Annotated in this window: 22 protein-coding genes and 3 tRNA genes; 16 read left to right on the forward strand and 9 right to left on the reverse strand. The window is 72.8% G+C overall.

Annotation, left to right across the window (positions count from 1 at the left end; genetic code table 11):
* Positions 1-6 precede the first annotated feature (6 nt).
* From ACFVVO_RS11560 to ACFVVO_RS11570, 3 genes are all read left to right on the forward strand, one after another.
* Entirely contained in the window at positions 7-1,497 is a 1,491-nt protein-coding gene (locus ACFVVO_RS11560) for a S1C family serine protease (RefSeq protein WP_390053884.1), read from the forward strand.
* 108 nt (positions 1,498-1,605) lie between these two features.
* A tRNA-Ser gene (locus tag ACFVVO_RS11565) sits at positions 1,606-1,692 on the forward strand.
* A 307-nt stretch (positions 1,693-1,999) separates the two neighbouring features.
* Positions 2,000-2,599, forward strand: coding sequence for a beta/gamma crystallin domain-containing protein (locus ACFVVO_RS11570; RefSeq protein ID WP_390053885.1), 600 nt, complete (start codon positions 2,000-2,002; stop codon positions 2,597-2,599).
* Positions 2,600-2,888: 289 nt separating this feature from the next.
* Here the strand turns inward: ACFVVO_RS11570 and ACFVVO_RS11575 are convergent, their stop codons facing one another.
* From ACFVVO_RS11575 to ACFVVO_RS11595, 5 genes are read right to left on the reverse strand one after another with little or no spacing between them, the layout of a single operon-like run.
* The gene (locus ACFVVO_RS11575) at positions 2,889-3,299 is read right to left on the reverse strand and encodes a VOC family protein (RefSeq protein ID WP_390053887.1); all 411 of its coding nucleotides are present in this window, start codon (positions 3,297-3,299) and stop codon (positions 2,889-2,891) included.
* Between the two features lie 41 nt (positions 3,300-3,340).
* Entirely contained in the window at positions 3,341-3,613 is a 273-nt protein-coding gene (locus tag ACFVVO_RS11580) for a hypothetical protein (protein ID WP_390053889.1), read from the reverse strand.
* A 30-nt stretch (positions 3,614-3,643) separates the two neighbouring features.
* Positions 3,644-3,823: a hypothetical protein gene (locus tag ACFVVO_RS11585; RefSeq protein ID WP_390053891.1), complete on the reverse strand. Its 180-nt coding sequence runs from the start codon at positions 3,821-3,823 to the stop codon at positions 3,644-3,646.
* A complete protein-coding gene (locus ACFVVO_RS11590; RefSeq protein WP_390053893.1) occupies positions 3,817-4,182 on the reverse strand; it encodes a hypothetical protein in 366 nt (121 codons plus the stop codon). Before ACFVVO_RS11590 ends, ACFVVO_RS11585 begins: the two co-directional genes overlap by 7 nt.
* Positions 4,179-5,174 carry an ArsR/SmtB family transcription factor gene (locus tag ACFVVO_RS11595; RefSeq protein ID WP_390053895.1) on the reverse strand — a complete coding sequence of 332 codons (996 nt, stop codon included), beginning with the start codon at positions 5,172-5,174 and terminating at the stop codon, positions 4,179-4,181. The genes ACFVVO_RS11590 and ACFVVO_RS11595 overlap by 4 nt, the downstream gene beginning before the upstream one ends.
* 68 nt (positions 5,175-5,242) lie before the next feature.
* Here ACFVVO_RS11595 and ACFVVO_RS11600 point away from each other — a divergent pair, with 68 nt between their 5' ends.
* The gene (locus ACFVVO_RS11600; RefSeq protein WP_390053897.1) at positions 5,243-6,463 is read left to right on the forward strand and encodes an MFS transporter; all 1,221 of its coding nucleotides are present in this window, start codon (positions 5,243-5,245) and stop codon (positions 6,461-6,463) included.
* Between the two features lie 40 nt (positions 6,464-6,503).
* Here the strand turns inward: ACFVVO_RS11600 and ACFVVO_RS11605 are convergent, their stop codons facing one another.
* Positions 6,504-7,370 (reverse strand): bifunctional DNA primase/polymerase, encoded by an 867-nt coding sequence (locus tag ACFVVO_RS11605; protein WP_390053899.1) that lies wholly within the window; start codon positions 7,368-7,370, stop codon positions 6,504-6,506.
* A 370-nt stretch (positions 7,371-7,740) separates the two neighbouring features.
* Here ACFVVO_RS11605 and ACFVVO_RS11610 point away from each other — a divergent pair, with 370 nt between their 5' ends.
* From ACFVVO_RS11610 to ACFVVO_RS11620, 3 genes are all read left to right on the forward strand, one after another.
* The gene (locus ACFVVO_RS11610) at positions 7,741-7,998 is read left to right on the forward strand and encodes a hypothetical protein (RefSeq protein WP_390053901.1); all 258 of its coding nucleotides are present in this window, start codon (positions 7,741-7,743) and stop codon (positions 7,996-7,998) included.
* Between the two features lie 324 nt (positions 7,999-8,322).
* Positions 8,323-8,880, forward strand: coding sequence for a SigE family RNA polymerase sigma factor (locus ACFVVO_RS11615; protein ID WP_390053903.1), 558 nt, complete (start codon positions 8,323-8,325; stop codon positions 8,878-8,880).
* 130 nt (positions 8,881-9,010) lie between these two features.
* Positions 9,011-10,669 carry a long-chain fatty acid--CoA ligase gene (locus tag ACFVVO_RS11620; RefSeq protein ID WP_390053905.1) on the forward strand — a complete coding sequence of 553 codons (1,659 nt, stop codon included), beginning with the start codon at positions 9,011-9,013 and terminating at the stop codon, positions 10,667-10,669.
* Between the two features lie 84 nt (positions 10,670-10,753).
* Here the strand turns inward: ACFVVO_RS11620 and ACFVVO_RS11625 are convergent, their stop codons facing one another.
* Positions 10,754-15,223: a PAS domain-containing protein gene (locus ACFVVO_RS11625; protein ID WP_390053907.1), complete on the reverse strand. Its 4,470-nt coding sequence runs from the start codon at positions 15,221-15,223 to the stop codon at positions 10,754-10,756.
* A gap of 270 nt (positions 15,224-15,493) precedes the next feature.
* Positions 15,494-16,024: an SSI family serine proteinase inhibitor gene (locus ACFVVO_RS11630; RefSeq protein WP_390053909.1), complete on the reverse strand. Its 531-nt coding sequence runs from the start codon at positions 16,022-16,024 to the stop codon at positions 15,494-15,496.
* 184 nt (positions 16,025-16,208) lie between these two features.
* Between ACFVVO_RS11630 and ACFVVO_RS11635 the strand changes: the two genes are divergently transcribed.
* Together ACFVVO_RS11635 and ACFVVO_RS11640 are read left to right on the forward strand one after the other, a co-directional pair.
* Positions 16,209-16,299: transfer RNA gene (locus ACFVVO_RS11635), tRNA-Ser, on the forward strand.
* Between the two features lie 195 nt (positions 16,300-16,494).
* Positions 16,495-16,567 (forward strand) — tRNA-Arg (locus ACFVVO_RS11640).
* A gap of 108 nt (positions 16,568-16,675) precedes the next feature.
* Here the strand turns inward: ACFVVO_RS11640 and ACFVVO_RS11645 are convergent.
* Positions 16,676-17,167 carry a MarR family winged helix-turn-helix transcriptional regulator gene (locus ACFVVO_RS11645; RefSeq protein WP_390053911.1) on the reverse strand — a complete coding sequence of 164 codons (492 nt, stop codon included), beginning with the start codon at positions 17,165-17,167 and terminating at the stop codon, positions 16,676-16,678.
* A gap of 91 nt (positions 17,168-17,258) precedes the next feature.
* Between ACFVVO_RS11645 and ACFVVO_RS11650 the strand changes: the two genes are divergently transcribed.
* The 7 genes from ACFVVO_RS11650 to ACFVVO_RS11680 all read left to right on the forward strand — a co-directional run bounded on the left by ACFVVO_RS11650 (position 17,259) and on the right by ACFVVO_RS11680 (position 25,287).
* Positions 17,259-17,636, forward strand: a complete 378-nt coding sequence (locus ACFVVO_RS11650) for an HGxxPAAW family protein (RefSeq protein ID WP_390053912.1) — start codon at positions 17,259-17,261, stop codon at positions 17,634-17,636.
* An 80-nt stretch (positions 17,637-17,716) separates the two neighbouring features.
* Positions 17,717-17,839 carry a hypothetical protein gene (locus ACFVVO_RS11655; RefSeq protein ID WP_390053914.1) on the forward strand — a complete coding sequence of 41 codons (123 nt, stop codon included), beginning with the start codon at positions 17,717-17,719 and terminating at the stop codon, positions 17,837-17,839.
* A gap of 314 nt (positions 17,840-18,153) precedes the next feature.
* Complete coding sequence (locus ACFVVO_RS11660) at positions 18,154-19,029, forward strand: DUF2797 domain-containing protein (protein WP_390053915.1); 876 nt, start codon at positions 18,154-18,156, stop codon at positions 19,027-19,029.
* Positions 19,030-19,147: 118 nt separating this feature from the next.
* Positions 19,148-19,888 (forward strand): response regulator transcription factor, encoded by a 741-nt coding sequence (locus ACFVVO_RS11665; RefSeq protein WP_390053917.1) that lies wholly within the window; start codon positions 19,148-19,150, stop codon positions 19,886-19,888.
* Complete coding sequence (locus ACFVVO_RS11670; protein WP_390053919.1) at positions 19,885-21,504, forward strand: sensor histidine kinase; 1,620 nt, start codon at positions 19,885-19,887, stop codon at positions 21,502-21,504. The genes ACFVVO_RS11665 and ACFVVO_RS11670 overlap by 4 nt, the downstream gene beginning before the upstream one ends.
* Positions 21,505-21,517: 13 nt before the next feature.
* Positions 21,518-23,041: a glycosyltransferase gene (locus tag ACFVVO_RS11675; protein ID WP_390053920.1), complete on the forward strand. Its 1,524-nt coding sequence runs from the start codon at positions 21,518-21,520 to the stop codon at positions 23,039-23,041.
* Positions 23,038-25,287, forward strand: a complete 2,250-nt coding sequence (locus ACFVVO_RS11680; RefSeq protein WP_390053922.1) for an ArnT family glycosyltransferase — start codon at positions 23,038-23,040, stop codon at positions 25,285-25,287. Before ACFVVO_RS11675 ends, ACFVVO_RS11680 begins: the two co-directional genes overlap by 4 nt.
* Positions 25,288-25,380 lie beyond the last annotated feature (93 nt).

A 25,380-nucleotide genomic window follows, 5' to 3' on the forward strand; every position in this document is an offset into this window, starting at 1 on the left:
AGAGCTGTGAGCACCGAGAACGAGGGCAACGCGGTACCCCCGGCCCCGTCCGCACCTCCCGTGCCGGTGGCATCTCCCGCTGCTTCCCCGCAGGGCTCCGCGCCCGACGGGGGCGCGCCGACGGCTCCGCTGCCGCCGGTGCCCCAGGGCACCCCGGGCGCCCCGGAGCAGTACCCGGCACCCGCGGCGCAGACCCCCGCGGGGCCGCCACACGGGGCCCCCGGCCCCGCGCCCGACGCCCACCAGCCCTACGGCGCTCCCGCCGCCCCCGCCGCCGACGGCTCCTGGCCGCCGCCCACCGCCACGCCCTCCTACGGCGACGGCGGCTCCGGCGGGGCGGGCTGGGGCTCGTCGTACCAGCAGCCCGCCCCCAAGCCCCGCAACGGGCGCGGCGGGCTGGTCGCCGCGGTCCTGGTGGCCGCGCTGGTCGCGGGCGGCCTGGGCGGTGGAATCGGCTACACCCTGGCCAAGGACAACGACGGCTCCGGCTCCACCACCGTCTCCGCCTCCGACGGCGCCTCCCAGATCAAGCGTGCCCCCGGCACCATCGCCAACGTGGCGTCCAGGGCACTGCCCAGCACGGTCACCATCGAGGCGGAGAGCACCAGCGGCGAGGGCGGCACGGGCACCGGGTTCGTCTTCGACACCCAGGGCCACATCGTCACCAACAACCACGTGGTGGCCGACGCGGTGGACGGCGGCAAGCTCTCCGCCACCTTCCCGAACGGCAGGAAGTACGACGCCGAGGTCGTCGGGCACGCCCAGGGGTACGACGTCGCCGTCATCAAGCTCAAGAACGCCCCCTCCGACCTCAAGCCGCTCGCCCTCGGCAACTCCGACAGGGTGGCCGTCGGCGACGAGACCATCGCCATCGGCGCCCCCTTCGGGCTGTCCAACACCGTCACCACGGGCATCATCAGCGCCAAGAACCGCCCGGTGGCCTCCAGCGACGGCAGCTCCTCCAGCAAGGCGTCCTACATGAGCGCCCTGCAGACCGACGCGTCGATCAACCCCGGCAACTCGGGCGGCCCGCTGCTGAACGCCTCCGGCGCGGTGATCGGCATCAACTCGGCGATCCAGTCCAGCAGCAGCGGCGGCTTCGGCTCCGGCCAGTCGGGGTCGATCGGCCTCGGCTTCGCTATCCCGATCAACCAGGCCAAGAACGTCGCCCAGCAGCTGATCAAGTCCGGCAAGCCGGTCTACGCCAAGATCGGCGCGTCCGTGTCCCTGGAGGACTCCACGGCCGGCGCGAAGATCACCGACCAGGGCGCGTCCGGCGCCGCCGCTGTCGAGTCCGGCGGCCCGGCCGCCAAGGCCGGCCTGAAGCCCGGGGACGTCATCACCAAGCTCGACGACCATGTGATCGACAGCGGCCCCACCCTGATCGGCGAGATCTGGACCCACAAGCCCGGCGACAAGGTCACGATCACCTACAAGCGGGGTGGCCAGGAGCACACGGTGGACCTCACCCTGGGCTCCCGGGCGGGCGACAGCTGACGCTTCCGCACGGGGTGCCGCGCGGGCACCGACGGCACCCCGGTGTACCCAGGCCCCCTCGGCGGCCCGGTAATGTGTATGCGCGCCGCCGATCACGGGCGGCCGCGGGGAGGCGTGCCCGAGCGGCCTAAGGGAACGGTCTTGAAAACCGTCGTGGCAGCGATGTCACCGTGGGTTCAAATCCCACCGCCTCCGCGTAGGTAGAAGCGTTGCAGGTCAGAAGGGGTGCCTCTCACTGAGAGGCACCCCTTCTGCATGGGCCCCGTCTCACCCGGATCCGGCCCTCTCGCGTTGTGGATCACTGCGTGTGGACCAGGCGTGGACCACGGTCCGGCGGAATGGAGGCGCATACCTGCTGATCAGCGGCACTCTTGTGACCCGAGACGTGGACCATTACCGAGGGTGACGGCGTGGAAGGCCACGAAGCACAACAGTCTCTTTGCGTAATCAGTTGATAACTTTAAGCATGAGGGGGGTCGCGAACCGCCATCAAAGGGACGAAATGAGCGACCAAGAAGTCACCTTCTACACCCAGGCCAACTACTCGGGCGACGCCCACGTCTACAGGGTCGGCGCCGACGAGAACCTGCACCCGGGCGAGCTGAACGACAGGTTCAAATCCGTCAAGGTCGGCCGCAAGGCCAAGGTCCTGGCCTGGCAGCACGGCAACCAGACAGGCAAGTACCGGGAATGGGACCTCGACCAGGCGGACCTCTCCGACATCGGCGGGCTGACCCGGTTCAAGGTCGTCGACAGCACCACTCTGCCCATCGCGGTCCGGATCCAGGACCTCACCGGCGCCCCCGCCAGGGCGTACAGCATGAAGGTCAACTCCTACGACGTCGGAGACACCATCGTCTACTCCGGCGACCCGGAGTACGGGCTCGTCGGCGTCATGCCCGAGGACGGCCCGCCGGTCACCACCGCCATCTACGTCCGGAACGAGAGCAGCGGCGAATACGTCGCCACGGGCGCCATCCACTTCACCTGGAACTCCGGCACCAAGTCGATCGACGTGGCCGACGCCTCGAACTTCCCCGAGAACATGGAGCACGCGCGGGACGGCCGCAACCAGTTCACCTTCACACTCAAGTCCGTCTAGCCACCGCCGGCACCTGGGTCGGAGACTCCGCGTTCCGGCCCACAGGACGTGACGACGAACGGCCGCGGTCCAGGATCGCGAGAAGGCGCCATCCTCGCCCATATGGGGGTGAGGATGGCGCCTGTCGTGCGTGCAGAGGTGCTGTCTACACCTCATTGGCGGCCTCCAGGGCCCGCACCTCGTAGAGCCACGAACAGCACACCAGCCTCCGTACGATGAGCAGTGAGAACGGCCCCTGACCGAGGTTGATGGTCGGGGGCCGTTGCGCTGGGCTCGGGCACGGGTGGGCTCACGCGGGCAGGTTCAGTTGCCAGGAGACTCCGAACCGGTCGTTGACCCACCCGAACCTGGGGCTGAAGCCATGGTTTCCCAGCGGCATGAGCGCGGTGCCCTGCTCGACGAGGGCCGCGTAGAGGCGGTCGATCTCGGCCTCGTTCTCGCATTGGACGAAGAGGGAGATCGCGGGTGTGAAAGTGAAGCCGTGTTTCACGGGGCTGTCGATGCACATGAATTGCCCGCCGGCGAGCGAGAACGTCGCGTGCTGCACGCTCCCCTCCTTGCCGGGGCCGTCGGCACCGTAGCGGGTGATGCTGACGATTTCGGCGTCGTCGAAGAGCGAGGTGTAGAAGGTCATCGCCTCTTCGGCGTTCCCCTCGAACATCAAGAACGTGGTGATCTTCTGGGACGTCACGATCTCCATGCCGCTTGCTCCTTCGGCGCTGTCAGGCTGTGGACGCGTGGCTACGTTAGCGTCGAGCCCGGTGCGAGGCGGCTGCCTGCCGCAAGTCGTCCGCGGGTCTGTTCCAGATGGACCTGGAGCCGGGCGGCGGCCCGGCGGCAGTCGAGGCCGCAGGCCAGGAGGACGCGCAAGGTCCGCAGCATTTCCGGTCGCTCGGCCAGGGGGCTCAGCAGCGCGGCGAGCCGGTCGCGGGCGGGCGTGGGGCGGGTCAGCTGATACTCGACCAGGTCCGAGAGCCGGGAGAGGCCCGCTCCGCGGCCGAAGGCGGTGGCCACCAATCGGACCTTGGCGGCCAGCCGCGCGGTCTACGGCACGCCTTCGGCCGGAGCCGGTTCCACGCCCACCATGAGTTCGGCGCCGCACATCCGGCCGGGCTGGGCGATGAGCGCCGACAGCCGGTCCCAGCGCTCTGCCCGCCAGTCCGCCGCCGCCACCTGGCTGGGCATCAGCACCAGGCCACCGTCGACGGTCAGGCCGGTCAGCACCGGTCCCGCGCCTGACGGTCGAACTCCCGGCGCAGCCGCCTGAGTTCGCGCCGGGCCGCCACCACCGGATCCACTCCCCGGGCGTTCTCGTCGGGATGCCGGCCGATGGCGACGCCGAGCACCAGGTAGCACTCGGGCACCGCCAGACCGGCCCGCTCCGCGGCCTGCCGGACGGGCCCGCCGTCGAGCAGGGCCGCCGGCAGCGCCTGACGGGCGCTGCGCTCCTCTCCGAACGCTGCCCGGTGCTCGTGGAAGAAGCCCGCGCTCACGGCCTGTGTCACCAGCCGCGAGTACTCCAGCAGAAGCTGGTGGACGGCCACCACGGCGGGCAGGTCCGCGGGCTCGGCCGCGGAGGTCACCTGAGAGGTCCGAGCGCGTCGGTACCGGCACCCGAGGCCTCCAGGAGCACCTCGCCGGCCGCCGTCCGCACGTACAGCACCGAGCGGCCGGCCCGGCGCCGTTCCACCAGGCCCGCGTCCCGCAGTACCCGCAGGTGCCGGCCCACCGATCCCAGGCCCTGGCCGGTCACGGCGACCAGTTGGGTCGTGCTCATGGGAGTGCCGAGCAGGACCAGGAGCCCGGCGCGCGCGGTTCCGACGAGTGCGTCGAGGCCGGCCGGGACGGGCCGGTGGTCGTGGTCCTCGGCGAGCACCCCGAGACACGGGTAGACGACGGCGTACCGCTCGTGTCCCTCCCACGACACCCACCCGGTCCTCGGCGTCACCGGCATGAACAGCAGTTCGGCGCCGGCGGCGATCTCCCGCGGCGGATACGCGTTCAGGTTGACCTGGAACCGGCTCTCCCCGAGCCACCGCGTCCCCGGCCGGAGGGAGTCCAGCACGGCCGCCCAGCCGCCCTGGCCGACCCGCGCGGTCCGCGCGACCACGTCGGCCTCCAGGACCCGCCGCCTGCGCTGCCAGTGCGGTCGTACGGTCTCCTCCCACACATATGTCAGGAGCGCGGCCGCCCGCTCGGGCAGGTCGTCCCGTTCCAGGGCGGCGGGCAGCGGGCCCCGCAGGGAGACGCGAAGGTCGGCACGCGCGTCCCCGGCCGCGGCCGTCCGCACCCGGGCCACGGTCTGCTCGAAGCTCTCCCCCACGCACGAGGTGGGGCAGAAGAAGTCGGCGATCCAGGAGGTGCCGAGGGCAGCCCGCACGAGCGGCTCGGTCACCGGGTCGGCCGCCAGGCGCGCGCGGTAGCCGGGCAGGTGCGCGCGCAGCCAGGCCTCCTCGCCCGGATGGGCCCCGGCCCCCGCGTGCAGCAGTTTCAGGCTCGCGAAGGTCTCGGCGAACGGCGAGAGCACGAACCGGCTGCGGGCGAGGGTGTCGGTGTCGATCTGCCACAAGCCCATGCGTACGACCTTTCGCGTGTCGGCGAAACAGTAAACACGGCCGCCCGACCGACCCGAGACTCTGCCGCATGCGCAGCTACCGAACCCTGTTCCGCACCCCGGAGTTCACCCCCTTCCTGCTCTCCTTCGCCGTCTCCGCCGCGGCCCAGACGATCGGCGCCCTGGCCCTCGGCACGCTGGTCTTCCGGGCCACGGGCTCCCCGCTCCTGTCGGCGGTGAGCATGTTCGGTCCACAGCTCGCGCAGTTGGTGGGGGCCACGTTCCTGCTCTCGGCCGCCGACCGGCTGCCCCCGCGCGCGATCCTGACCGGCCTCGCCCTCGCCTTCGCGGCTGGTACGGCGGTGCCGGCGCTGCCCGGTCTGCCGGTCCGGGCGGTCCTCACGGTCGTACTGCTGCAGGGCCTGGTCGCGTCGCTCGGCGGGGGAGTGCGCGGGGGCCTGCTGAACGACATCCTGTCCAAAGACGGCTATGTCCTCGGCCGTTCGGTCTACAACATGCTCTGGGGCCTGACCCAGGTGGCCGGTTTCGCGACGGGCGGCGCACTGCTGGCGCTCCTGTCCCCGCGCACCTGCCTGCTCCTCGCGGCCGCGCTGTACCTGATGTCGGCCCTCGTCAGCCGTCTGGGCCTCACGGCCCGTCCACCGCGTTCGGCCGGCCGCCCGTCCCTCTCGGCGACCTGGCGCACCAACGCCCTCCTGTGGTCCTCACGCTCCCGCCGCCTCACCTATCTGGGCCTGTGGGTCCCCAACGGACTGGTGGTCGGCGGCGATTCGCTCTACGTCTCCTACGCCCCCGGAGCCGCCGGCACGATGTACGCGTGCGGGGCGCTGGGCATGTTCCTGGGCGACATGGCGGTGGGCCGCCTGGTGCCGCCCGCGACGCGTCCCCGGCTCGCGACCCCGTTGCGCCTGCTGCTGGCGGTGCCCTACCTGTTCTTCGTCCTGCGGCCGGGGGTGGCGCTGTCGGCCGTGGCCGCCGCCGTCGCCTCCGTCGGCTTCGCCGCGAGCCTGGTCCTGCAGGAACGTCTGATGTCCCTCACCCCCGACGACCTCACCGGCCAGGCCCTCGGCCTGCACGCCACCGGCATGGCCGCCCTGCAGGGCGTCGGCGCCGTCCTCGCGGGCACGCTGGCCCAACTGACGTCCCCGGCCATGGCGATGACGCTGATGGCGGCCGGATCGGTCACCGTGACCCTGGTCCTCGCGGCGCTGGGCAGGCAGGAGGAACGGCAGCCGGCCGTCCCCGGTACGCGTCCGGGCGCGCGGTCGGAACCCGCGGCCACGGACTAGGACGGGCCCGGGGCGCGGTGTCCGGCGGACCGGGTGGCCGTCAGGGCCGGTGGCCCGTCATGCGGGCCGCCGAGGCGATCGTCGCGCGGGCCTCGCGTTCGGTCAGGCCGGTGTCGACGGCCGCTTCGATCAGGGGGGTCAGCAGGGCGGGGCCGATGCCGTTCTCGTAGGCGCGGCAGGCCGCCCAGAACAGGCGGGTGTTGCGCTGGCCCTCGTGTGCGGTGAGCACGAAGTGGATCAGGCCCCGCCCGTGGTCGCCGCTCGGCGGCGCCGCCGGGTGCGCGGCGCGTGGCGGGGGTGAAAGCAGGCGCAGCAGGGTCGGCGGGCAGACGGCGGGGGCCAGGTGGGCGGTCCCCGGGGCGGTCGCGTACACGCCGTGGTCCGTGCGGGAACCCGGGCCGACGAGGTAGCCGCCGGCGCCCCGGATGTCGATGCCGGGGGCGAGCCGGCCGGCGGAGTTGGGGACGACGACGTCCGGCGGGCCGGTCAGCCACAGGTGGCGGCCGCCGCTCGGGGTGATCACCACGACCGTCTCGGGGATCGTGAACAGGTGCCGCAGGGCCAGTTCGCGCAGCGCGGCCGAGGAGTCGGTGCCCGTCTTGGTGTCGAGGTCGACGCCGATGAGGTGGTGCGGGGGCAGCCCGCAGGCGATGCCGTAGCCGCCGGCCCAGGGCGCGGCGGCGAACAGCTCGCGGATGCGGGCGGGGTCGGTGGAGGCGTCGTACACGCCGTGCCCAAAACGGCCGCACTCGCCGTGGCAGGAGCTGGGGCCGGGGTCGTCGTGGTGGGGGGAGCGCAGGGCCGGGAGCTTGCTCCGGGACAGGGGGATGACGGCCAGTCCGCGTTCGGCGGCTGACAGGGCGTGTGCGAGGGCCAGCGTCGTGGCCTGCCGGTCGGTGGTGGCCATGAGTCCATGTTCGTACGTACGTTCGAAAAAGGAAAGAGGGGACCGTGATGACGCGCCGGGAGTGGGAAGTTTGGCCGGAAATGGGGCGGAACGATTCATCCCTTACGTGGCTCGGCGAGCGGAAGGTCCGCGCTGCGGGTCGGCGTGACGCCAGGTGAAGAAAGGTGGCGAAAGGGGTTTATCGACATGTCATCACGCTTGCGTGCGAATGATGGCTTCCGGGGTGGTTCACCGGGATTCGGTGGGCAAGTCTGGATGCGCGACGTCGTTCATGACAGCCGAGGCGGTCGGCCAACCGCCTTGACGCAAGCCGTACTTCACGGACCTCCGGCCGCCTCGGCCGGAAGGTGCCCCGTTCTGGAGGGACAACATGGCAAGTATCCGTACCGCCCGCGTTCTCGCCGCCGTCTCCGCACTACCGCTCGCAGCCGCCCTCTTCACCGGCGTCGCGGGTGCGGACAACGGCGCCCTCGCGGGCGACGGATCGACCGCCGGTGTGGCGAGCCTCGCCGGCAGCGGCGTCGGCCGTGACAACGGCGGGAACGTCGCGCAGGTCAACGGTTCGGAGTTCACGGCCCTGCAGCAGGGCAACGAGAACGTCACCGTCCGCTTCACCCGGCTCTGGTGAGCCGGGGGCGGGGGCCCTTGTGGTGAAGGTCCTCGCGGGGTGTGCTTCGGGGTCGTAAGGCGGCTGCGCGGCGGTGCTTCGGTGCCGCCGCGCAGCCGTTTCCCGGTTCGCGGACCCCCGGTGCCGACCGGTGCGAGGCGCTGGTGCCGGGGCTGATCCCGGCGGCCTGGCGGGCCAGCCCGCAGGGGAGAACCCGCAGAGGCCGTCATCGCGCGGTCCACCTTCAGGAGGTGGGGACGGCCCCACCCCTACAACCTGAGGGGGACGCGGCATCGGGACCTGGGGCCGATCCGCGGGTGGCCGGTCCGCTCCTAGCGTGGAGCCATGACCACACCCGTCTGCACCAGCGCCTCGGCCGCCGCCGCACCGGCGTGGCAGACCCACTCGTTCCCGTCGTTCGCGTCGTACGTACGGGCCCGCCAGCCGGTGCTGCTGCGCACCGCGCGGTCGCTGACCGCCAACCCGAGCGATGCCGAGGACCTGCTGCAGACCGCGCTGACCAAGACCTATGTGGCCTGGGAGCGGATCGAGGACCACCGGGCGCTGGACGGCTATGTGCGCCGGGCGCTGCTGAACACCCGTACCTCGCAGTGGCGCAAGCGCAGGGTGGACGAGTTCGTCTGCGACGAGCTGCCCGAACCCGAGCCCGTGCCCGGCGCGGAGGACCCGGCCGAGCGGCAGGCGCTGCGCGACGCCATGTGGCGGGCGATCACCAGGCTGCCCGCGCGGCAGCGGGCGATGGTCGTCCTCAGGTACTACGAGGACCTCAGCGAGGTCCAGACGGCCGAGGTGCTCGGCGTCTCGGTGGGAACGGTGAAGTCGGCGGTCTCCAGGGCCTTGGGCAAGCTGCGCGAGGACCCCGAGTTGGGCCTGGTTCGCTAGGGCCCGTAGCGAACGGTCAGGGTCCCGTCGCCAAACTGTTTCTCTTCTCCTAGTGACATACCGCGCGGTATGTGCGCAGAATCAGCGCGACCCCGACCACCGCGTAGGCAAAGTCGCCCGGGAGGACGCCGTGCTGAGCACCATGCAGGACGTACCGCTGTTGATCTCGAGGATCCTGACCCACGGGTCGACGGTCCACGGGTCGTCGCGGGTGATCACCTGGACCGGCGAGGCCGAGCCGCACCGCCGTACCTTCGCCGAGATCGGGGCCCGCTCGGCACAGCTCGCCCACGCGCTGCGGGACGGACTCGGGGTGCGCGACGACGACCGCGTCGCGACGCTGATGTGGAACAACGCCGAGCACGTCGAGGCGTACTACGCCATCCCCTCCATGGGCGCGGTGCTGCACACGCTGAACCTGCGGCTGCCCGCCGAGCAGTTGGTGTGGATCGTCAACCACGCCGCCGACCGGGTGATCGTCGTCAACGGCTCGCTGATCCCGCTGCTCGCGCCGCTGCTGCCCAAGCTCCCGACGGTGGAGCACATCGTCGTCTCCGGTCCGGGCGACCGCTCCCCGCTCGAGGGCGCCACCGCGCGCGTGCACGAGTACGAGGAGCTGATCGCCGGCCGGCCCACCGCCTACGACTGGCCGGAGCTGGACGAGCGTCAGGCCGCCGCGATGTGCTACACCTCCGGCACCACCGGTGACCCCAAGGGCGTGGTGTACAGCCACCGTTCGATCTACCTGCACTCCATGCAGGTCAACATGACCGAGTCGATGGGCCTGACCGACCAGGACACCTCGCTGGTCGTGGTCCCCCAGTTCCACGTCAACGCCTGGGGCCTGCCGCACGCCACGTTCATGACCGGCGTGAACATGCTGATGCCGGACCGCTTCCTGCAGCCCGCCCCGCTCGCCGAGATGATCGAGCGGGAGCGGCCGACGCACGCTGCGGCCGTCCCCACCATCTGGCAGGGCCTGCTCGCCGAGCTGACCGCCCGCCCCCGTGACGTCTCCGCCCTCACCCAGGTCACCATCGGCGGTTCGGCCTGCCCGCCCTCCCTCATGGAGGCCTTCGACGAACTCGGCATGCGGGTCTGTCACGCCTGGGGCATGACGGAGACCTCCCCGCTGGGCACGGTGGCCCGCCCGCCGGCCCACTCGGTCGGCACCGACGAGGAGTTCGGGTACCGCCTGACCCAGGGCCGTTTCGCGGCCGGTGTGGAGGCCCGGCTCACCGGCCCCGGCGGCGAGCGCATCCCGTGGGACGGCGAGTCGGCGGGCGAGCTGGAGGTGCGCGGCCCCTGGATCGCGGGCGCCTACTACAACGGCCCCGACACCGAACCGCTCCGCCCCGCCGACAAGTTCAGCGAGGACGGCTGGCTGAAGACCGGTGACGTCGGCACCATCTCCCCCGACGGCTTCCTCACCCTCACCGACCGCGCCAAGGACGTCATCAAGTCCGGCGGCGAGTGGATCTCCTCGGTCGAGCTGGAGAACGCGCTGATGTCCCACCCGGACGTCGCGGAGGCCGCCGTGGTCGCGGTACCGGACGAGAAGTGGGGCGAGCGCCCGCTGGCCACGGTGGTCCTCCGGGAGGGCTCGAGCATCGGCTTCGAGACGCTGCGCGCGTTCCTCGCCCAGGAGGGCAAGATCGCCAAGTGGCAGCTCCCCGAGCGCTGGACGGTCATCGCGACGGTCCCGAAGACCAGCGTCGGAAAGTTCGACAAGAAGGTGCTCCGCAGGCAGTACGCGGAGGGCGGCCTGGACGTGACCAGGCTCGGCTGACGCCCGACGTACGGCGAACAGCCCCCGGCGTGTGCCGGGGGCTGTTCGTTCATGCGGGGCGGGGGCGGCGGCGGGCCGTCCTCGCTAGTTCGTGCCGATGCCGGCCAGCAGGTCGACGATCCGGCTCTGCACCTCGGGGCTGGTGGACCGCTCGGCGAGGAACAGCACGGTCTCACCGGAGGCCAGCCGGGGCAGGTCGGCCGGATCGACGGCCGCGGTGTAGACGACGAGCGGGGTGCGGTTGAGCTGCCCGTTCGCGCGCAGCCAGTCGATGATCCCGCTGAACCCGGCCTGCCGGCGGTGCACCTGCATCAGGTCCATCACCACGAGGTTCGGCCGGAACTGCCCCGCCAGCGTCACCGCGTCGCTGTCGCTCGCGGCCCGCGCCACCTGCATCCCGCGCCGCTCCAGCGTCGAGGTCAGCGCCAGCGCGATCTCCGCGTGCTCCTCGATCAGCAGCACGCGCGGCGGATGCTGCTCGCTGTCCCGCGGCGCCAGCGCCTTCAGCAGGACGGCGGGGTCGGCGCCGTACGCCGCCTCGCGCGTCGCCTGCCCGAGCCCGGCCGTGACCAGCACCGGCACCTCGGCGGCGACCGCCGCCTGGCGCAGCGACTGCAGCGCGGTACGGGTGATCGGCCCGGTGAGCGGGTCCACGAACAGCGCGGCGGGGAAGGCCGCGATCTGCGCGTCCACCTCCTCACGGGAGTGCACGACGACCGGCCGGTAGCCGCGGTCGCTCAGCGCCTGCTGGGTCGTCACGTCCGGCGCGGGCCACACCAGCAGCCGGCGCGGGTTGTCCAGCGGCTCCGGCGGCAGCTCGTCGTCCAGCGGCTGCGGACGCGGGGTGTCGGCGACCTCCACGGCCCCGCCGGGACCGTCCAGCGGCTCCGGTCCCTCGGCCGCGTTCGCGTCCGGGGCGCCTATGGCGTACGACCGTCCGCCACCCTCGGCGGTGGGGGCGAGCCGGGACTGCCCCGCGAGCGAGGGCTGCGCGGGCGGCTGTTCGGCCGGCGGATGCGGCCGGGCGCCCTGCTCCGGCTGCGCCTCCTGGCGCGCGGAGGGGTCGGGCGGCGTGCCCAGCTTCCGCCGGCGGCCGGAACCGCCGGGCGCGTGCGGGGGCGGGGTGGCCGTCGGCTGTTGCACCTGCAGGGCCTGCCGTGCGAACGGCACGCCCTGCCCGAGCGTACGGACACTGATCGCCCGGCCCTGAGTGGAGTTCGGGTCGCCGGCGTTCCCCGGTGCCTCGGCGGGCAGGGGCCGCGCGGCGGGCAGGGGCCGCGCGGCCGGGAGGGGCTGTGCGGCGGCGTGCTCAGGGGGCAGCGGGGTGCCGGTGGCGGGGGTGGTGGCCGGGCCGGCCTGCGACGCCGGACCCGCCGGGGGTACGGCCACGCCCGCGCCGGAGGTGGCGTCGGCACCGGGCCACTGCTGCGGTACGGCGGCCGCGGGGGTGCCGGCGGCCGGAGTGGCCGGGCCCCCCTGGGCCACCGGCGCCTGCCCGGCGGCGGCCTCGGCGGGCAGCGGTTGGGCGGCCGGGGGGGTGGCCTGCGCGGCAGCGGGCTGCTGCCCCTGGGCGGGCAGGTGCGCCTCCGGGGTGGCCCGAGCGGGCACGGGTACGCCCTGACCGTAGGTGCCCTGCGCGGGTACGCCCTGGCCGTGGGTGCCCTGTGCGGGTACGGGCCGGCCCGGGGCCACCTGCGCGGGAACCGGCCGGCCGGGGGGTACGGGCGCAGCCTGACCGGCGGTGCCCTGCGCGGGCACGGCGGCGTGCGGCACCGCCGCCATCGGCTGACCGGGGGCGGCCTGAGCCGGCACACCGGCCCGAGCCGCGCTGCCCGGCTGCCCGGCGGGGCCCGCCGGTGCGGCCGTACCCTGCGCCGGAATCCTGTGCCCCGGAATCGGCTGCCCGGCCGGTCCGGTGACGGCCTGCCCGAGAGCCGACTGCGCGTTACCCGGCTGCGCGTGACCCGCCTGGGCCGGGACGGCCTGGGCCGGAGCGTCGGCGGCCGGGGCCGCGCCCTGAACCGGCTCCGCCGTCTGCGCCGCCTCACCCGGCTGGGCCACGGCCCGCCGGCGGCGGCCGGTCGGTGCGCTGGTGGGGTGCGGCTGCGGCGGGGTGTGGTCGTCGGCCTGGTCGGGCGTCATGGCGTCGTGCCGGCCGTCGTCGTCCGTACCGCCCGCGACGGCCACCGGGGCCGGACCGACCACCGGCGCCCGACCGGTCGCCGAGCCGACACCGGTCGCCGTTCCGGCGGATTCGGGCGAACGGTCGGCCTCGGCGGGCGGCAGGGCGAAGACCGTACGGGCTCCGGACTCCTGCGCCGCTGCCCGCTCCTGTGCCGCGGCCAGCGCCCGCCGGCGCCGACCGGTCGGCTGCGCGTCGTCGGCCGCACCGGCCTGGGCCTGCTCCGCGCCGGCCGCGGGCAGCGCGGGCGGCAGGGCGGCCTGCGGGGCGTCCGAGTCACGCCGGGCACGGCGGCCCGTGGGCACGGGCACGCCCTGCGGCGGTACGGCGCCGCCGAGTCCGTTGCCCGCGGCGGCGGTACCCGCGGCATGCTCGGCCGCCGTCATCACGGCACCCTCGCTCACGCCCTCGCCACCGGCGCCGGGCTCGGCGGCCCGGCCGCGTCGGCGTCCGCTCCCGCTGTCATCGGCCTCGGGCACGACCGGCGCCGCCGCCTCGACGGCGGCCGCCGCACGCCTGCGGCGCCGCCCGGTCGGCGAGGGCGACTCCGCCCCGCCGTCGGCTGGCTCACCGGACTCACCGGGAACGTCGCTCTCCAGGAAGGCGTCCGTCGAAGCCCGGCGGGCCCGGCGCCGCCCGCCACCGGCATCCGGCCCGGCGCCCTCCGCCGCGGTCTCCCCGGCGTCCGGGACCAGGGCGGCGACCGCCCCGGCCCCACCGCCGAGCGGCACTTCGAGCACGTACGCGCTGCCGCTCATGCCCGGCACCTCGTGCGTCTGCAGCACTCCGCCGTGCGCCCGGACGATCCCGCGCACGATCGGCTCGTGCACCGGGTCTCCCCCGCTGTACGGCCCCCGCACCTCGATCCGCGCGACCTCGCCGCGCTGGGCGGCCGCGACCACGACCGTGTTGTCCATGTATCCGCCCGCCGAGACGGGCGCGTTGCCGGTGGCGTCGACACCGGCCACGTCCGCGACGAGATGCGCGAGCGCGGTGGCGAGCCGCTGCGCGTCGACCTCGGCCTCGATGGGCGGCGCGTGCACGGCGAACTGCACCCGGCCGGGCCCGATCAGCTCGACGGCCCCGTCCACACCGGCCGCGACGACGGCGTCGAGCATCACCTTCGTCCGGGTGATGTCCTCGCTGCCGGCGTCGAGGTGCTGATAGCCGAGCACGTTGTCGATCAGCGTGGTGATGCGCGAGTACCCGGCGGACAGGTGGTGCAGCACCTGGTTGGCCTCGGGCCACAGCTGGCCGGCGTCGTCGGCGGCGAGGGCGGACAGCTCGCGGCGCAGTTCGTCCAGCGGTCCGCGCAGCGACCGGCCCAGCAGCGTGAGCAGTTGCTCGTGCCGCCCGGCGAGCGCCTCGTAGCGGTCCTTCTCCCGCTCGCCGAGGGCGGCGTACCGATCCTCGCCGGCCGCCAGCTCCTCCTGGTGCTGCTCGCGCAGTTCCTCGAGCTCGGTGACGTGCGCCTGGCGCAGCGCGGTCAGGTCGGAGGCGTGCTCCTCGGAGAGCCGCTCCAACTCGTCGGCGTGCGCCTTCTCCAGAGCGGACTTCTCGTCGGCGAGGTCGTCGTACGGCCGGCGGTCGGTGAAGGTCATCACGGCGCCGACGAGCTGGTCGCCGTCGCGCACGGGCGCGGTGGTCAGATCGACCGCGACCCGCTCCCCGCCCTTGGACCACAGCACCTGCCCGCGCACCCGGTGCTTGCGTCCGGAGCGCAGGGTGTCGGCGAGCGGGGACTCCTCGTACGGGAAGGGCGAGCCGTCGGCGCGCGAGTGCAGCACGAGGTTGTGCAGCTCCTTGCCGCCCAGCTCACCGGCCCGGTACCCCAGTATCTGGGCGGCGGCCGGATTGACCAGCACGATCCGCCCGTCGGTATCGGTACCGACGACGCCTTCCGACGCCGCCCGCAGGATCATCTCGGTCTGCCGCTGCGAACGGGCCAGCTCGGCCTCGGTGTCCACGGTTCCCGACAGGTCCCGCACCACGAGCATCAGCAGCTCGTCACCGGTGTAGCCGTAACCGTCGTACGCCTGCTGCCCGTTCTCCAGATTCGCGCTCGTGACCTCGACCGGGAACTCCGTCCCGTCGGTCCGCCGCGCGATCATGCGGGTCGGCTTGGTCCGCCCGCGCGGGTCCATGTGATCGGGCCGCCGCATGGAGCCGGGGATGAGCCGGGAGTCGAACTGCGGCAGCAGATCGAGCAGCCCGCGCCCGACGAGCGCGGTCCCCGGCGTCTCGAAGGCCTCCAGGGCGATGGTGTTGGCGTTGACGACGGTTCCGTTGGCGTTGACCAGGACCAACGCATCGGGCAGCGCGTCGAGTATGGCTGCGAGGCGAGCAGCGCCTCGGGATGGCCTGCTGCTCACGAGACGCTTCCTCCTTGTTACCGCACCTTGCCTACTGCTCGGGCCATCTTGCCAACCGGCCCGCGGGGTGTCACGCGAGGGAGTCTAAAGGCACGGGTTGCGCTCGCGACGCCGGATGAGAGGGAGGTCGCACGACGAAGTGACGGCGAACATGTGACCGTACGCGTCCGGCGTGCGGCCGGCCGCGTCCCGGTCCCCTTCCGCGCCTGTCCCGGCTCCTCTAGACCTTCGCGGGACCTTTACGTGAGCGCTGGCGGCGCCGGGAACCGTCTACGTGGGCGAACCGAGGTCCGGCAGCAGCGGCACCATCCGGTCCCACCGCGCCATCTCGCATCCGTTGCCCCGGTCGTACGCCGCGTCGACCGGGCGTCCGGCCCAGGTGCCGGTGACCCGGGCGGTGGCCGGTCCGCCGTAGAGCATGGTGCAGACGCTGTCGGGGGCGACCGGGGCGAAGGTGTCCCGGCCCCACTGCGTGTTCGCGTCGAGCGCCCGGCAGGCTCCCGCCGCGTCCGGGTGGTTCCCGCCCGTGGGATGGCAGGACATCTCGTACGTACCGTCCAGCCCGCGACCCGCGTGCCGTACGACGACGGTGAGGTGATCACCGGTCTCGTCCTCGGGCCGTGCCGGCGGGGGCATGAGGCCCGTGGCGGGCGGGGTGGGCGTGAGGTGCGCGGGGTGCGCGGCGGTGGCGGACGGTGCCGGCGGGGCGGCCGTGGCCGGTGTGGCGGTGAGGGCGGACAGGGATGGGACCGAGAGGGCGGCGAGGGCCGACACCAGGACGCCCCGAGGGACGACCGACATGACAGAGACCATGCCCTGATCAACGCCCACGGGCCCTGGACGTTGCGGCAGTGCCGCACCGCCGGCGAAGCCCTTTGCCCTGTGACCCCGGTGCCTAGTACCGTGGGGGTCGATTGGTGACAGCACGCTCGACTGTGTCATCATCTGCACGCACCAGTCGCGCGCTCGCGTGAGTGGTTGTGCTGGAGGCGTCGCCTAGTCCGGTCTATGGCGCCGCACTGCTAATGCGGTTTGGGTTTTAAAGCCCATCGAGGGTTCAAATCCCTCCGCCTCCGCGCCCATCCCGAAGCCCCGGTCCCAGGACCGGGGCTTCGGCGTTGTCGGCTCCACCGGCCCTCATCCGCGTTTTCGCAGGTCACAAGGGGTATGCGAATCGGATTTCACATGACGGCGGCAGTCATGTAATGTTCTTCCTGTCGCCGCGAGCGGGCCGGAAGGGCCGGGAGCGGATGACAAAAACAAAAGAACAAGCACTCGTAGCTTAACGGATAGAGCATCTGACTACGGATCAGAAGGTTGCAGGTTCGAATCCTGCCGAGTGCACACAGGTTGAAGGCCCCGGAGAGATCCGGGGCCTTCTGCGTTTCCGGGAAATGGCGGAGCCGCCGCGGCTCGCCGGTGCCGGAATGGGCTCGCGGTGGGGGCGGTTGCTCAGCAATCATTCTGCGGATCGTTGCGGTTCAGCTTCTCCAGGTACTCGTGGGCCAGTGCCGTCGCCCGGGTGAACCAGTCGGTGATGACCGACAGCTCCTCGGGGGAGTAGTCGGCGAACAGGTCCGTGACGCGCTGGTAGTGGCCCGCGTACACCGCCGCGACGCGGCTCACCGCGGCCTGGACGGGAGCCACCCGGACGCGGCGGCGGTCGGCCGGGTCGGGGCGGCGGGTGACGTAGCCCGCGCGTTCGAGGCGGTTGAGGATTCCGGTGACCGCGCCGGTGGTCACGTGGGCCCGGGCCGCGAGGTCGCCGGCCGTGAGCAGCTCCTCGCCCGCCTCCAGGACGAAGCCGAAGCAGGTCAGGTCGGTGACGTTCAGGCCCAGCCGCCGGGCCAGTTCCTGCCGGCCGATCAGGTGGGCGGCGATGAGGTGGTCCATCGCCGACAGCGCCTGCGCCGGATCGGCGGGCGGTCGGGTCGTGCCGTCCATCTTCCTGAATCCCTTAGCTCGTGAGATATTCGGGTGGGTAAATGTCTTGGCCCATGAGGGAATCTCTGTCGCTGTCCCTGGAGGCGGCCTTATGAGTCTGTACGACGAGGGTCACACGATCGCCGGCTGGACCGGCGCCGGCGTCGCGACCGTGGGAAGCGGAGTGCTGGGGTGGGGCGTGTGCGCGGCCTCGGCGGCAGGGGTGGCCGGCGGCCTGGCCGTCGTCGCCGCGAGCGTCCTGGTGACCTGGGCGCTGCATCTGTCCGGCTGGGGCAAGCCGCCGGGCGTGCGGCCGCGGGGGCAGTGGGGCATGCGGGTCCGCGACACCCAGGCTCCCGAGGGACACCCGGGCTGCGTCAGCTGCCGCCTGGCGGGACGGGGGCGGCAACGTACGAACGCCGTGGTGGCGGTGCCGGGCGAGGTGCGCGCCGAGTCGATACCTCTGTCTCCTCTGTCTCCTGTCGAGTGAATGGGCCCTCTGCGCACGGCTGTTGGGGATCGGCTGTTGATGATCGGTCTGCCCAGCTTCCGGGGTGGAGGTGATGCTCTGTGTACGAGCAGAACGACACGGCGGCGGATCGGTCGGCGGTACGGAAGCAGGACGCGATCGACCTCGGTGACTTCGTGTTCGCGGCCACGGGGGCGCGGGTGGGGAGGCTGACGACGCCGTAGGGCGAGCACTGGTTCCCGGCTGCGGATGTGGCAGCGAGGCTCGGCTGTGCGAACACGCGGCAAGCACTCTTGTGGCATGTCGCGGCAGAGTGCACCAAACGGTTCGGTGAGATCGCGGAAGGCGTCTGTGGACCAGACGCCTTGCGCAAAGTTGCAGGTCGCAGGTCGCAGGCTGCGGAAGTCGATGAAGACGGTGAACGTGCGTGGTTTGACCGCGCTCGTCAACGGTTGCACCAAGCCCGAGTGCGCACCCTTCAAACCGCCGGTCTCGTCGCCGCCCGCACTGTCAGTGGTGCCCTTTACCCTCACGGGTGATGGAACGCGTGTGGAAGTGTTCGGGGCTGCGGTGGACGTCGGATGGTCCCGTGCTGGTCTGGGACGGGGGTCGGCGCAGTGGGCTGCCCCGGGGCAAGAGGGTGGCCTTCGCGGTGCCGGCGGGGGCCGTGCGGCGGTGTGTGGGGGCCCGGGGGAACGCGTGTCCGGTGGCGGCCGGGGTGCCGGGGCGGAGCAGGGGGGCCCGGTGCGAGGAGTGTGCGCGGCTGGACCGGGCGCACTCGGTGGCCGCCGACACCCTTGCCGATGATCCGCGGCCGTACCGGGTGTACCTGGCCTGGTTCGGGCCCGGCATGGTCAAGGTCGGCATCACCGCCGTCGAGCGCGGTCCGGCTCGGCTGCTCGAGCAGGGCGCCGTCTGTTTCGCCTGGCTGGGTGCCGGTCCGCTGATGGCGGCCCGGAGGACGGAGGAGCTGCTGCGGGCCGCGCTCCGGGTGCCGGACCGGATTCCGTACGCCGACAAGCGGGCCGTGCGGGCGGCGTTGCCGGGGACGGTGGCCGAACGAGCGGCCGAAGTGTCGGAGTTGCACGCGCGGGCCGCCGCGCTCACGGGGTGGCCGGAGTCGCTGAGCCGGGAGCCGTGCCGGGTGGTGGACCACGTGGAGCGGTTCGGGCTCCTCGGTGCGGCGGCCGCCGCCGGGGATGTGGTGGAGCTGGTGCCGGGCGGGGCCGTGAGCGGGGAACTGGTCGCGGCCGCCGGGCCCGATCTGCATCTGGCGGTCGGCGGGCGGCGCGGGGTCGTCGTCCTCGACACGCGGCTGATGACCGGCTGGGAGGTCGTTCCCCGGTCCTCGGACGTTGGTGAACTGGGCTTTCCGGTGCGGGAGTTCGCGAGGGAGCCGGACGGGTTGTTCTGACGGCGTGGGCGGGGGCGGGCCGTTCCCAGGTGTTCCCTGAGAGGCGCCTGTGTGTTTCTCAGGGAAATCACAGACTGGGGAAAGCGTCTTCTCAGAGGACCCCGACAGGGTGTCCGCCATGACCACGATCTCGCCCCAGGGGCGCACCGAACTGCTGAGGCCGGACGGGAGCCCCGTCCGCGTGCTTGTGGTGGACGACGAACTGTCGATCACCGAACTGCTGAGCATGGCTCTTCGCTACGAGGGCTGGCAGATCAGGAGCGCGGGCGACGGGCAGGGCGCCATCCAGACGGCCCGCGAGTTCCGGCCCGACGCCGTCGTCCTGGACATGATGCTGCCGGACATGGACGGGCTGACCGTCCTCCAGCGGCTGCGCCGCGAGTTTCCCGACGTGCCCGTGCTCTTCCTGACCGCCAGGGACGCGGTGGAGGACCGGATCGCCGGGCTCACCGCGGGCGGCGACGACTACGTCACCAAGCCGTTCAGCCTGGAGGAGGTCGTGGCCCGGCTGCGCGGGCTGATCCGGCGCTCCGGCGCCGCCGACCGGAGGTCCGAGTCCATGCTCGTCGTCGGCGACCTGACCCTGGACGAGGACAGCCACGAGGTGTCGCGGGGCGGGGACAACATCCACCTGACCGCCACCGAGTTCGAGCTGCTGCGCTTCCTGATGCGCAATCCGCGGCGCGTGCTCAGCAAGGCGCAGATCCTGGACCGCGTGTGGTCGTACGACTTCGGCGGGCAGGCCAACGTCGTCGAGCTGTACATCTCCTATCTGCGCAGGAAGATCGACGCCGGCCGGGAACCGATGATCCACACCAGGCGCGGGGCCGGTTACCTGATCAAACCCGCCGTGTCATGAGCGGACGACGACGGCCGCGTCCGCGAAGACGAGCGGGACAGCCGCGCACCCTGCGGACCCGGCTCGTCGTCGCGTCGGTGGTGCTGATCGCCGTGGTCTGCTCGGTGATCGGCACCGTCACCACGCTGGCGCTGCGCTCGCATCTGTACGACCAGCTCAACGGACAGCTCGACGAGGTCGCCGCGCGCGCGTCCGGCTCCTTCGGCCCACCGGGCGAGGAGCCCAGGGGCGGCATGGCACCGGGTGGGCAGAAACCCAGGACGCGTCCCCCGGTCCTCACCGAGTTCGTCACCAAGGGCCCGCAGCCGCAGGGCACCATCGCGGCCACGGTCGAGAATGGTGTGATCACCGACGCCCAGCGTGGCAAGCAGTCCCGCAGCGATTTCGAGATGAAGCCGAAGTCGCTGACCAAGGCGCAGATCGCCGCCCTCCAGGCCGTTCCGCGGGAGGACGGGGGACAGCGCACCGTCGACATCCCCGGCCTCGGCGAGTACCGGGTCGAGTACCGGACCGGTGACAACGGCGCCTACTACGTCGCCGTACCGACGACATCGGTCGACAACACGATCAACACCCTGATCCTCGTCGAGATCAGCGTCACCGCGGCCGGCCTCGTCGCCGCCGTCATCGCGGGCTACGCGCTCGTCGGCGTCGCCACCCGGCCCCTGCGGAAGGTCGCCGCCACCGCCACCCGGGTCTCCGAACTGCGCCTGCACACCGGCGAGGTGATCCTGAGCGAGCGGGTGCTCGAGTCCGAGTGCGACCCGCACACCGAGGTCGGCCAGGTGGGCGCCGCGCTCAACCGCCTGCTCGACCATGTGCACGGCGCGCTGCACGCCCGACAGCAGAGCGAGACCCGGGTACGGCAGTTCGTCGCCGACGCCAGCCACGAGCTGCGCACGCCGCTCGCCTCCATCCGCGGCTACGCCGAGCTCACGCGGCGCGGACGCGAACAGGTCGGACCCGACACCCGGCACGCCCTCGGCCGTATCGAGTCCGAGGCCGGACGGATGACCCTGCTCGTGGAGGACCTCCTCCTGCTCGCCCGGCTCGACGCCGGACGCCCGCTGCGGTTCGAGCAGACCGATCTCGTGCCGCTCGTCGTCGACACCGTCAGCGACGCCCGCGCGGCCGGCCTGGACCACAACTGGCGGCTCGACCTGCCCGACGCACCGGCACCGGTGTCCGCGGACGCGGCCCGCCTGCAGCAGGTGCTGGTCAACCTGCTGGGCAACGCCCGCAACCACACCCCGCCGGGGACGACCGTCACCGCGCGCGTGCGGCGGCGCGGGGCGTGGATGTGCGTCGACGTGGAGGACAACGGGCCGGGCGTCCCGCCCGAGCTGCTGCCGCACGTCTTCGAGCGGTTCGCCCGCGGGGACTCCGCCCGCTCGCGGGCCACCGGCTCCACGGGTCTGGGGCTCGCCATCGTGCAGGCCGTCGCGGCCGCGCACGGCGGCGCCGTGACCGTGGACAGCGTGCCGGGGCGGACGGTCTTCACCGTGCACCTGCCCGCGCTCGGCCCCACCGAGGTGCGCCCGGACCCCGTATCGAACCGGGAATCGCACTCACAGGCCCAGCACAGGGCCACCACATGGGTGCAACAGGGCGCCTGAGGAGAGTCGGTGCATGCGAACCGACTCTTCTCCCGGCACCCTGCCGGCGCGGGAGCACCTCCCGGCCGGAAACGCCGGTACGCCTGTCCTGGACGTAGTGATCCCCGTCTACAACGAGGAGAAGGACCTCCAGCCGTGCGTGCGCAGACTGCACGAGCACCTCGCGCGCACCTTCCCGTACGCCTTCCGCATCACCATCGCGGACAACGCCTCCACGGACGGCACCCCGCAGGTGGCGGCGCGGCTGGCGGCTCGGCTGCCCGAGGTCAGCACGTTCCGGCTGGAGCAGAAGGGCCGCGGCCGTGCCCTGCGGACGGTGTGGGCCGCGTCCGACGCGCCGGTCCTCGCGTACATGGACGTCGATCTGTCCACCGATCTCAACGCCCTGCTGCCGCTGGTGGCACCGCTGATCTCGGGCCACTCCGACCTCGCGATCGGCTCCCGGCTCGCCCGTGCCTCACGGGTTGTGCGGGGACCCAAGCGGGAGTTCATCAGCCGGGCCTACAACCTGATCCTGCGCGGCTCGCTGCAGGCCCGTTTCTCGGACGCGCAGTGCGGCTTCAAGGCCATCCGGCGGGATGTGGCGCAGGTGCTGCTGCCGCTGGTGGAGGACACCGGCTGGTTCTTCGACACCGAGATGCTGGTGCTCGCCGAGCGGGCCGGGCTGCGGATCCACGAGGTGCCGGTCGACTGGGTCGACGACCCCGACTCGACCGTGCACATCGTGCGGACCGCGACCGACGACCTCAAGGGTGTCTGGCGCATCGGCCGGGCGCTGACCACCGGTTCGCTGCCGCTGGACCGGCTCACCCGGCCCTTCGGGGACGACCCGCGCGACCGCGAGATCCAGGACGTGCCCCGCGGGCTTGCCCGCCAGCTCGTCGGGTTCTGCGTGGTCGGTGGCCTGTCGACACTGTTCTACCTGCTGCTGTACAGCGTCTTCCGGCAGTTCTCCGGCTCGCAGATCGCCAACGCGCTCGCGCTGCTGGTCTCGGCGGTCGCCAACACGGCCGCCAACCGCCGGCTGACCTTCGGGGTGCGCGGCCGGGGCGGTGCGGTCCGGCACCAGGCGCAGGGCCTGGTCGTCTTCGGCATCGGACTCGCCCTGACCAGCGGCTCGCTGGCCGCCCTGAACGCGGCCAACGCCAGCCCCGCGCACTCCACCGAGCTGGCGGTGCTCATCGCCGCCAACCTCGCGGCGACCGTGCTGCGCTTCCTGCTCTTCCGGGCCTGGGTGTTCCCGGACCGGCCGGAGGACGGCCCGGTCTCCACCGTGGTCACCGCGCGCACCGCGTCCGCGCACACCCCATCCGCGCCGGCCCACGCCACGACGTCCTCGCCGGCCTACGCCCCGCCCGCGCCGTACCGGCCGGACGGGCCGCTCCCGCGCCGCCCGCTGCCGCACCCGGCGTACGGCCCGTTCCAGACCACCGCCCAGGTCCGCGCCGGTGAAGCCGCGGACGGCACCTGGAGGGACGGCACCATGCCGCCGCGGCCGGTGCGCCCTCACGACACCGACCCGGGGGACCCCCGATGACCACGCACTTCGACCAGCCCGCCCAGCAGGGCGCCCCCGCCGTCTGGGGTCCCCCCGCGGCTTCCCCGCCTGTCCCGGAGGCGGGCGAGCCCCGCCGGCCCCTCGTGTCCCGGGTGTGGCGCGGCCGCCCCGAGGACCCGCGCTGGGCGCGGCCGGCCCTCCTCGGCCTGCTGGCCCTCACCCTCGTCACCTACCTGTACGACCTGAGCACCTCCGGCTACGCCAACTCCTTCTACTCGGCGGCCGTCCAGGCGGGCAGCAGGTCCTGGAAGGCGTTCTTCTTCGGCTCCCTGGACGCGGGCAACGCCATCACCGTCGACAAGCCCTCGGCCTTCATGTGGCCGATGGAGCTGTCGGTGCGGATCTTCGGCCTGAACTCGTGGGCGATCCTGACGCCGCAGGTGCTCATGGGCGTCGGCACGGTGGCGGTCGTGTACGCCGGGGTACGGCGCCGGTCCAGCCCCGCCGCCGGTCTGATCGCGGGCGCGGTGCTCGCGCTCACCCCGGTCGCCGCGCTGATGTTCCGGTTCAACAACCCGGACGCGCTGCTGGCCCTGCTGATGTCGCTGGCCTGCTACTTCGTCGTCCGCGCGGTGGAGGACGGGCGGACCCGGTGGCTGGTGTGGGCGGGTGCCGTGATCGGCTTCGCGTTCCTCGCCAAGACCCTGCAGGCGTTCCTGATCCTGCCGCCGCTGGCGATCGTCTACGCCGTCTGCGGTCCGGTCCGGCTGCGGAAGCGGCTGGTGCAACTGGCTCTGGCGACCGTCGCGCTCGTGGTGGCGGGCGGCTGGTGGGTCGCGATCGTCGAGCTGTGGCCGGCCTCCTCCCGCCCCTACACCGGCGGTTCGCAGAACAACAGCTTCCTCGAGCTGACCTTCGGCTACAACGGTCTCGGCCGGATCAGCGGCGACGAGACCGGCAGCGTCGGCGGCGGTGGCGGCGGTGGCGGCGCGGGCGGCTCCGGCCAGTGGGGCGAGACCGGCTGGGACCGGATGTTCGACTCCGAGATCGGCAGCCAGATCTCCTGGCTGATCCCGGCCGCGCTGATCCTGCTGGCCGCCGGCCTGTGGGCGACGAGGAAGGCCCGGCGTACGTCGGTGACGCGCGCCTCGTTCCTGGTCTGGGGCGGCTCGCTGCTCATGACGATGGTGGTCTTCAGCTACATGGCGGGCATCTTCCACCAGTACTACACGGTGGCCCTCGCCCCCGACGTCGCGGCCGTCACCGGCACGGGCGCCGGGCTGCTGTGGGAGCGGCGCCGGGAGACCTGGGCGTCGATCACGCTCGCCGCCGCCGTGGTGGCCGCGGCCGCCTGGGGCTACGTCCTGCTCAACCGCACCTCCGACTACCTGCCCTGGCTGAGGTGGCTGGTGCTGATCGGCGGCCTCGCGGCCGCGTTCGGGCTGGTCTTCGCCGGGCGGATCTCCCGGCGACCTGCCCTCGGCGTGGCGGCGCTGGGCCTGGTGGCCGCGCTGGCCGGTCCGGGCGCGTACACCCTCAGCACGGTGAACTCGGCGCACACCGGTTCCATCCCGACGGCCGGTCCGGCGGGCGCGAGCATGATGGGCTTCGGCGGCGGCCGCCCGGGAGGCGGCGACGGCGGCGGCATGCCGGGCGGCTTCGGCGGCGGGATGCCGGGCCAGGGGCAGCAGAACCAGCAGGGGCAACAAGGCCGGCAGGGCCGGCCGAACGGGAACGGGAACCTGCCGAGTCAGGGCCAGGGCTTCCCCGGCGGGGGCATGCCGGGCCAGAACGGCAACACCCAGGGCCAGGCGCCGCGGAACGGGAACGGCTTCCCGGGCGGCGGTGCCATGGGCGAGGGCGGCCGTGCGGGCGGCGGTGGCGCCGGCGGTCTGCTGGACGGCGCGCAGGTCGGCTCGGCGGCCAGGAAGCTGCTGGAGACGGACGCGGGCGAGTACACCTGGGTCGCCGCCTCCATCGGCTCCCAGAACTCCGCGAGCTACCAGCTCGCCACCGGCGACCCGGTGATGGCGATCGGCGGCTTCAACGGCACCGACCCGTCCCCGACCCTGGCCCAGTTCAAGAAGTACGTGACCGAAGGGAAGATCCACTACTTCATCGCCGGCGGCGGCATGGGCGGCGGCATGGGCGGCAGCGGCAGCGGTTCGGCGTCGAGGATCAGCTCGTGGGTGCAGAGCAACTTCAAGAAGGTCACGGTGGGTTCGGCCACCTTCTACGACCTTCTACGACCTGACCAGGAGCGGCTGACGAAGAACAGCCGATGACGACGCGCCGTACACCGCAGGGCCCCGGCCGTGCGGTGTACGGCGCGTCTGCCCCCCCCGGGTCGGGTCGGCTCCCGGACGGACCGCCTAAGA

Source organism: Streptomyces sp. NPDC058145, assembly GCF_042884245.1.
Taxonomy (GTDB): Bacteria; Actinomycetota; Actinomycetes; order Streptomycetales; family Streptomycetaceae; genus Streptomyces.

Bases quoted from the DNA above. Each gene is read 5' to 3' on its own strand.
- ACFVVO_RS11665 (WP_390053917.1), top strand. From the start codon at position 19,148: ATGACCACGATCTCGCCCCAGGGGCGCACCGAACTGCTGAGGCCGGAC.
- ACFVVO_RS11570 (WP_390053885.1), top strand. From the start codon at position 2,000: ATGAGCGACCAAGAAGTCACCTTCTACACCCAGGCCAACTACTCGGGC.
- ACFVVO_RS11680 (WP_390053922.1), top strand. From the start codon at position 23,038: ATGACCACGCACTTCGACCAGCCCGCCCAGCAGGGCGCCCCCGCCGTC.
- ACFVVO_RS11675 (WP_390053920.1), top strand. From the start codon at position 21,518: ATGCGAACCGACTCTTCTCCCGGCACCCTGCCGGCGCGGGAGCACCTC.
- ACFVVO_RS11615 (WP_390053903.1), top strand. From the start codon at position 8,323: ATGACCACACCCGTCTGCACCAGCGCCTCGGCCGCCGCCGCACCGGCG.
- ACFVVO_RS11610 (WP_390053901.1), top strand. From the start codon at position 7,741: ATGGCAAGTATCCGTACCGCCCGCGTTCTCGCCGCCGTCTCCGCACTA.
- ACFVVO_RS11600 (WP_390053897.1), top strand. From the start codon at position 5,243: ATGCGCAGCTACCGAACCCTGTTCCGCACCCCGGAGTTCACCCCCTTC.
- ACFVVO_RS11575 (WP_390053887.1), bottom strand. From the start codon at position 3,299: ATGGAGATCGTGACGTCCCAGAAGATCACCACGTTCTTGATGTTCGAG.
- ACFVVO_RS11630 (WP_390053909.1), bottom strand. From the start codon at position 16,024: ATGTCGGTCGTCCCTCGGGGCGTCCTGGTGTCGGCCCTCGCCGCCCTC.
- ACFVVO_RS11595 (WP_390053895.1), bottom strand. From the start codon at position 5,174: ATGGGCTTGTGGCAGATCGACACCGACACCCTCGCCCGCAGCCGGTTC.
- ACFVVO_RS11645 (WP_390053911.1), bottom strand. From the start codon at position 17,167: ATGGACGGCACGACCCGACCGCCCGCCGATCCGGCGCAGGCGCTGTCG.
- ACFVVO_RS11660 (WP_390053915.1), top strand. From the start codon at position 18,154: ATGGAACGCGTGTGGAAGTGTTCGGGGCTGCGGTGGACGTCGGATGGT.
- ACFVVO_RS11650 (WP_390053912.1), top strand. From the start codon at position 17,259: ATGAGTCTGTACGACGAGGGTCACACGATCGCCGGCTGGACCGGCGCC.
- ACFVVO_RS11670 (WP_390053919.1), top strand. From the start codon at position 19,885: ATGAGCGGACGACGACGGCCGCGTCCGCGAAGACGAGCGGGACAGCCG.
- ACFVVO_RS11605 (WP_390053899.1), bottom strand. From the start codon at position 7,370: ATGGCCACCACCGACCGGCAGGCCACGACGCTGGCCCTCGCACACGCC.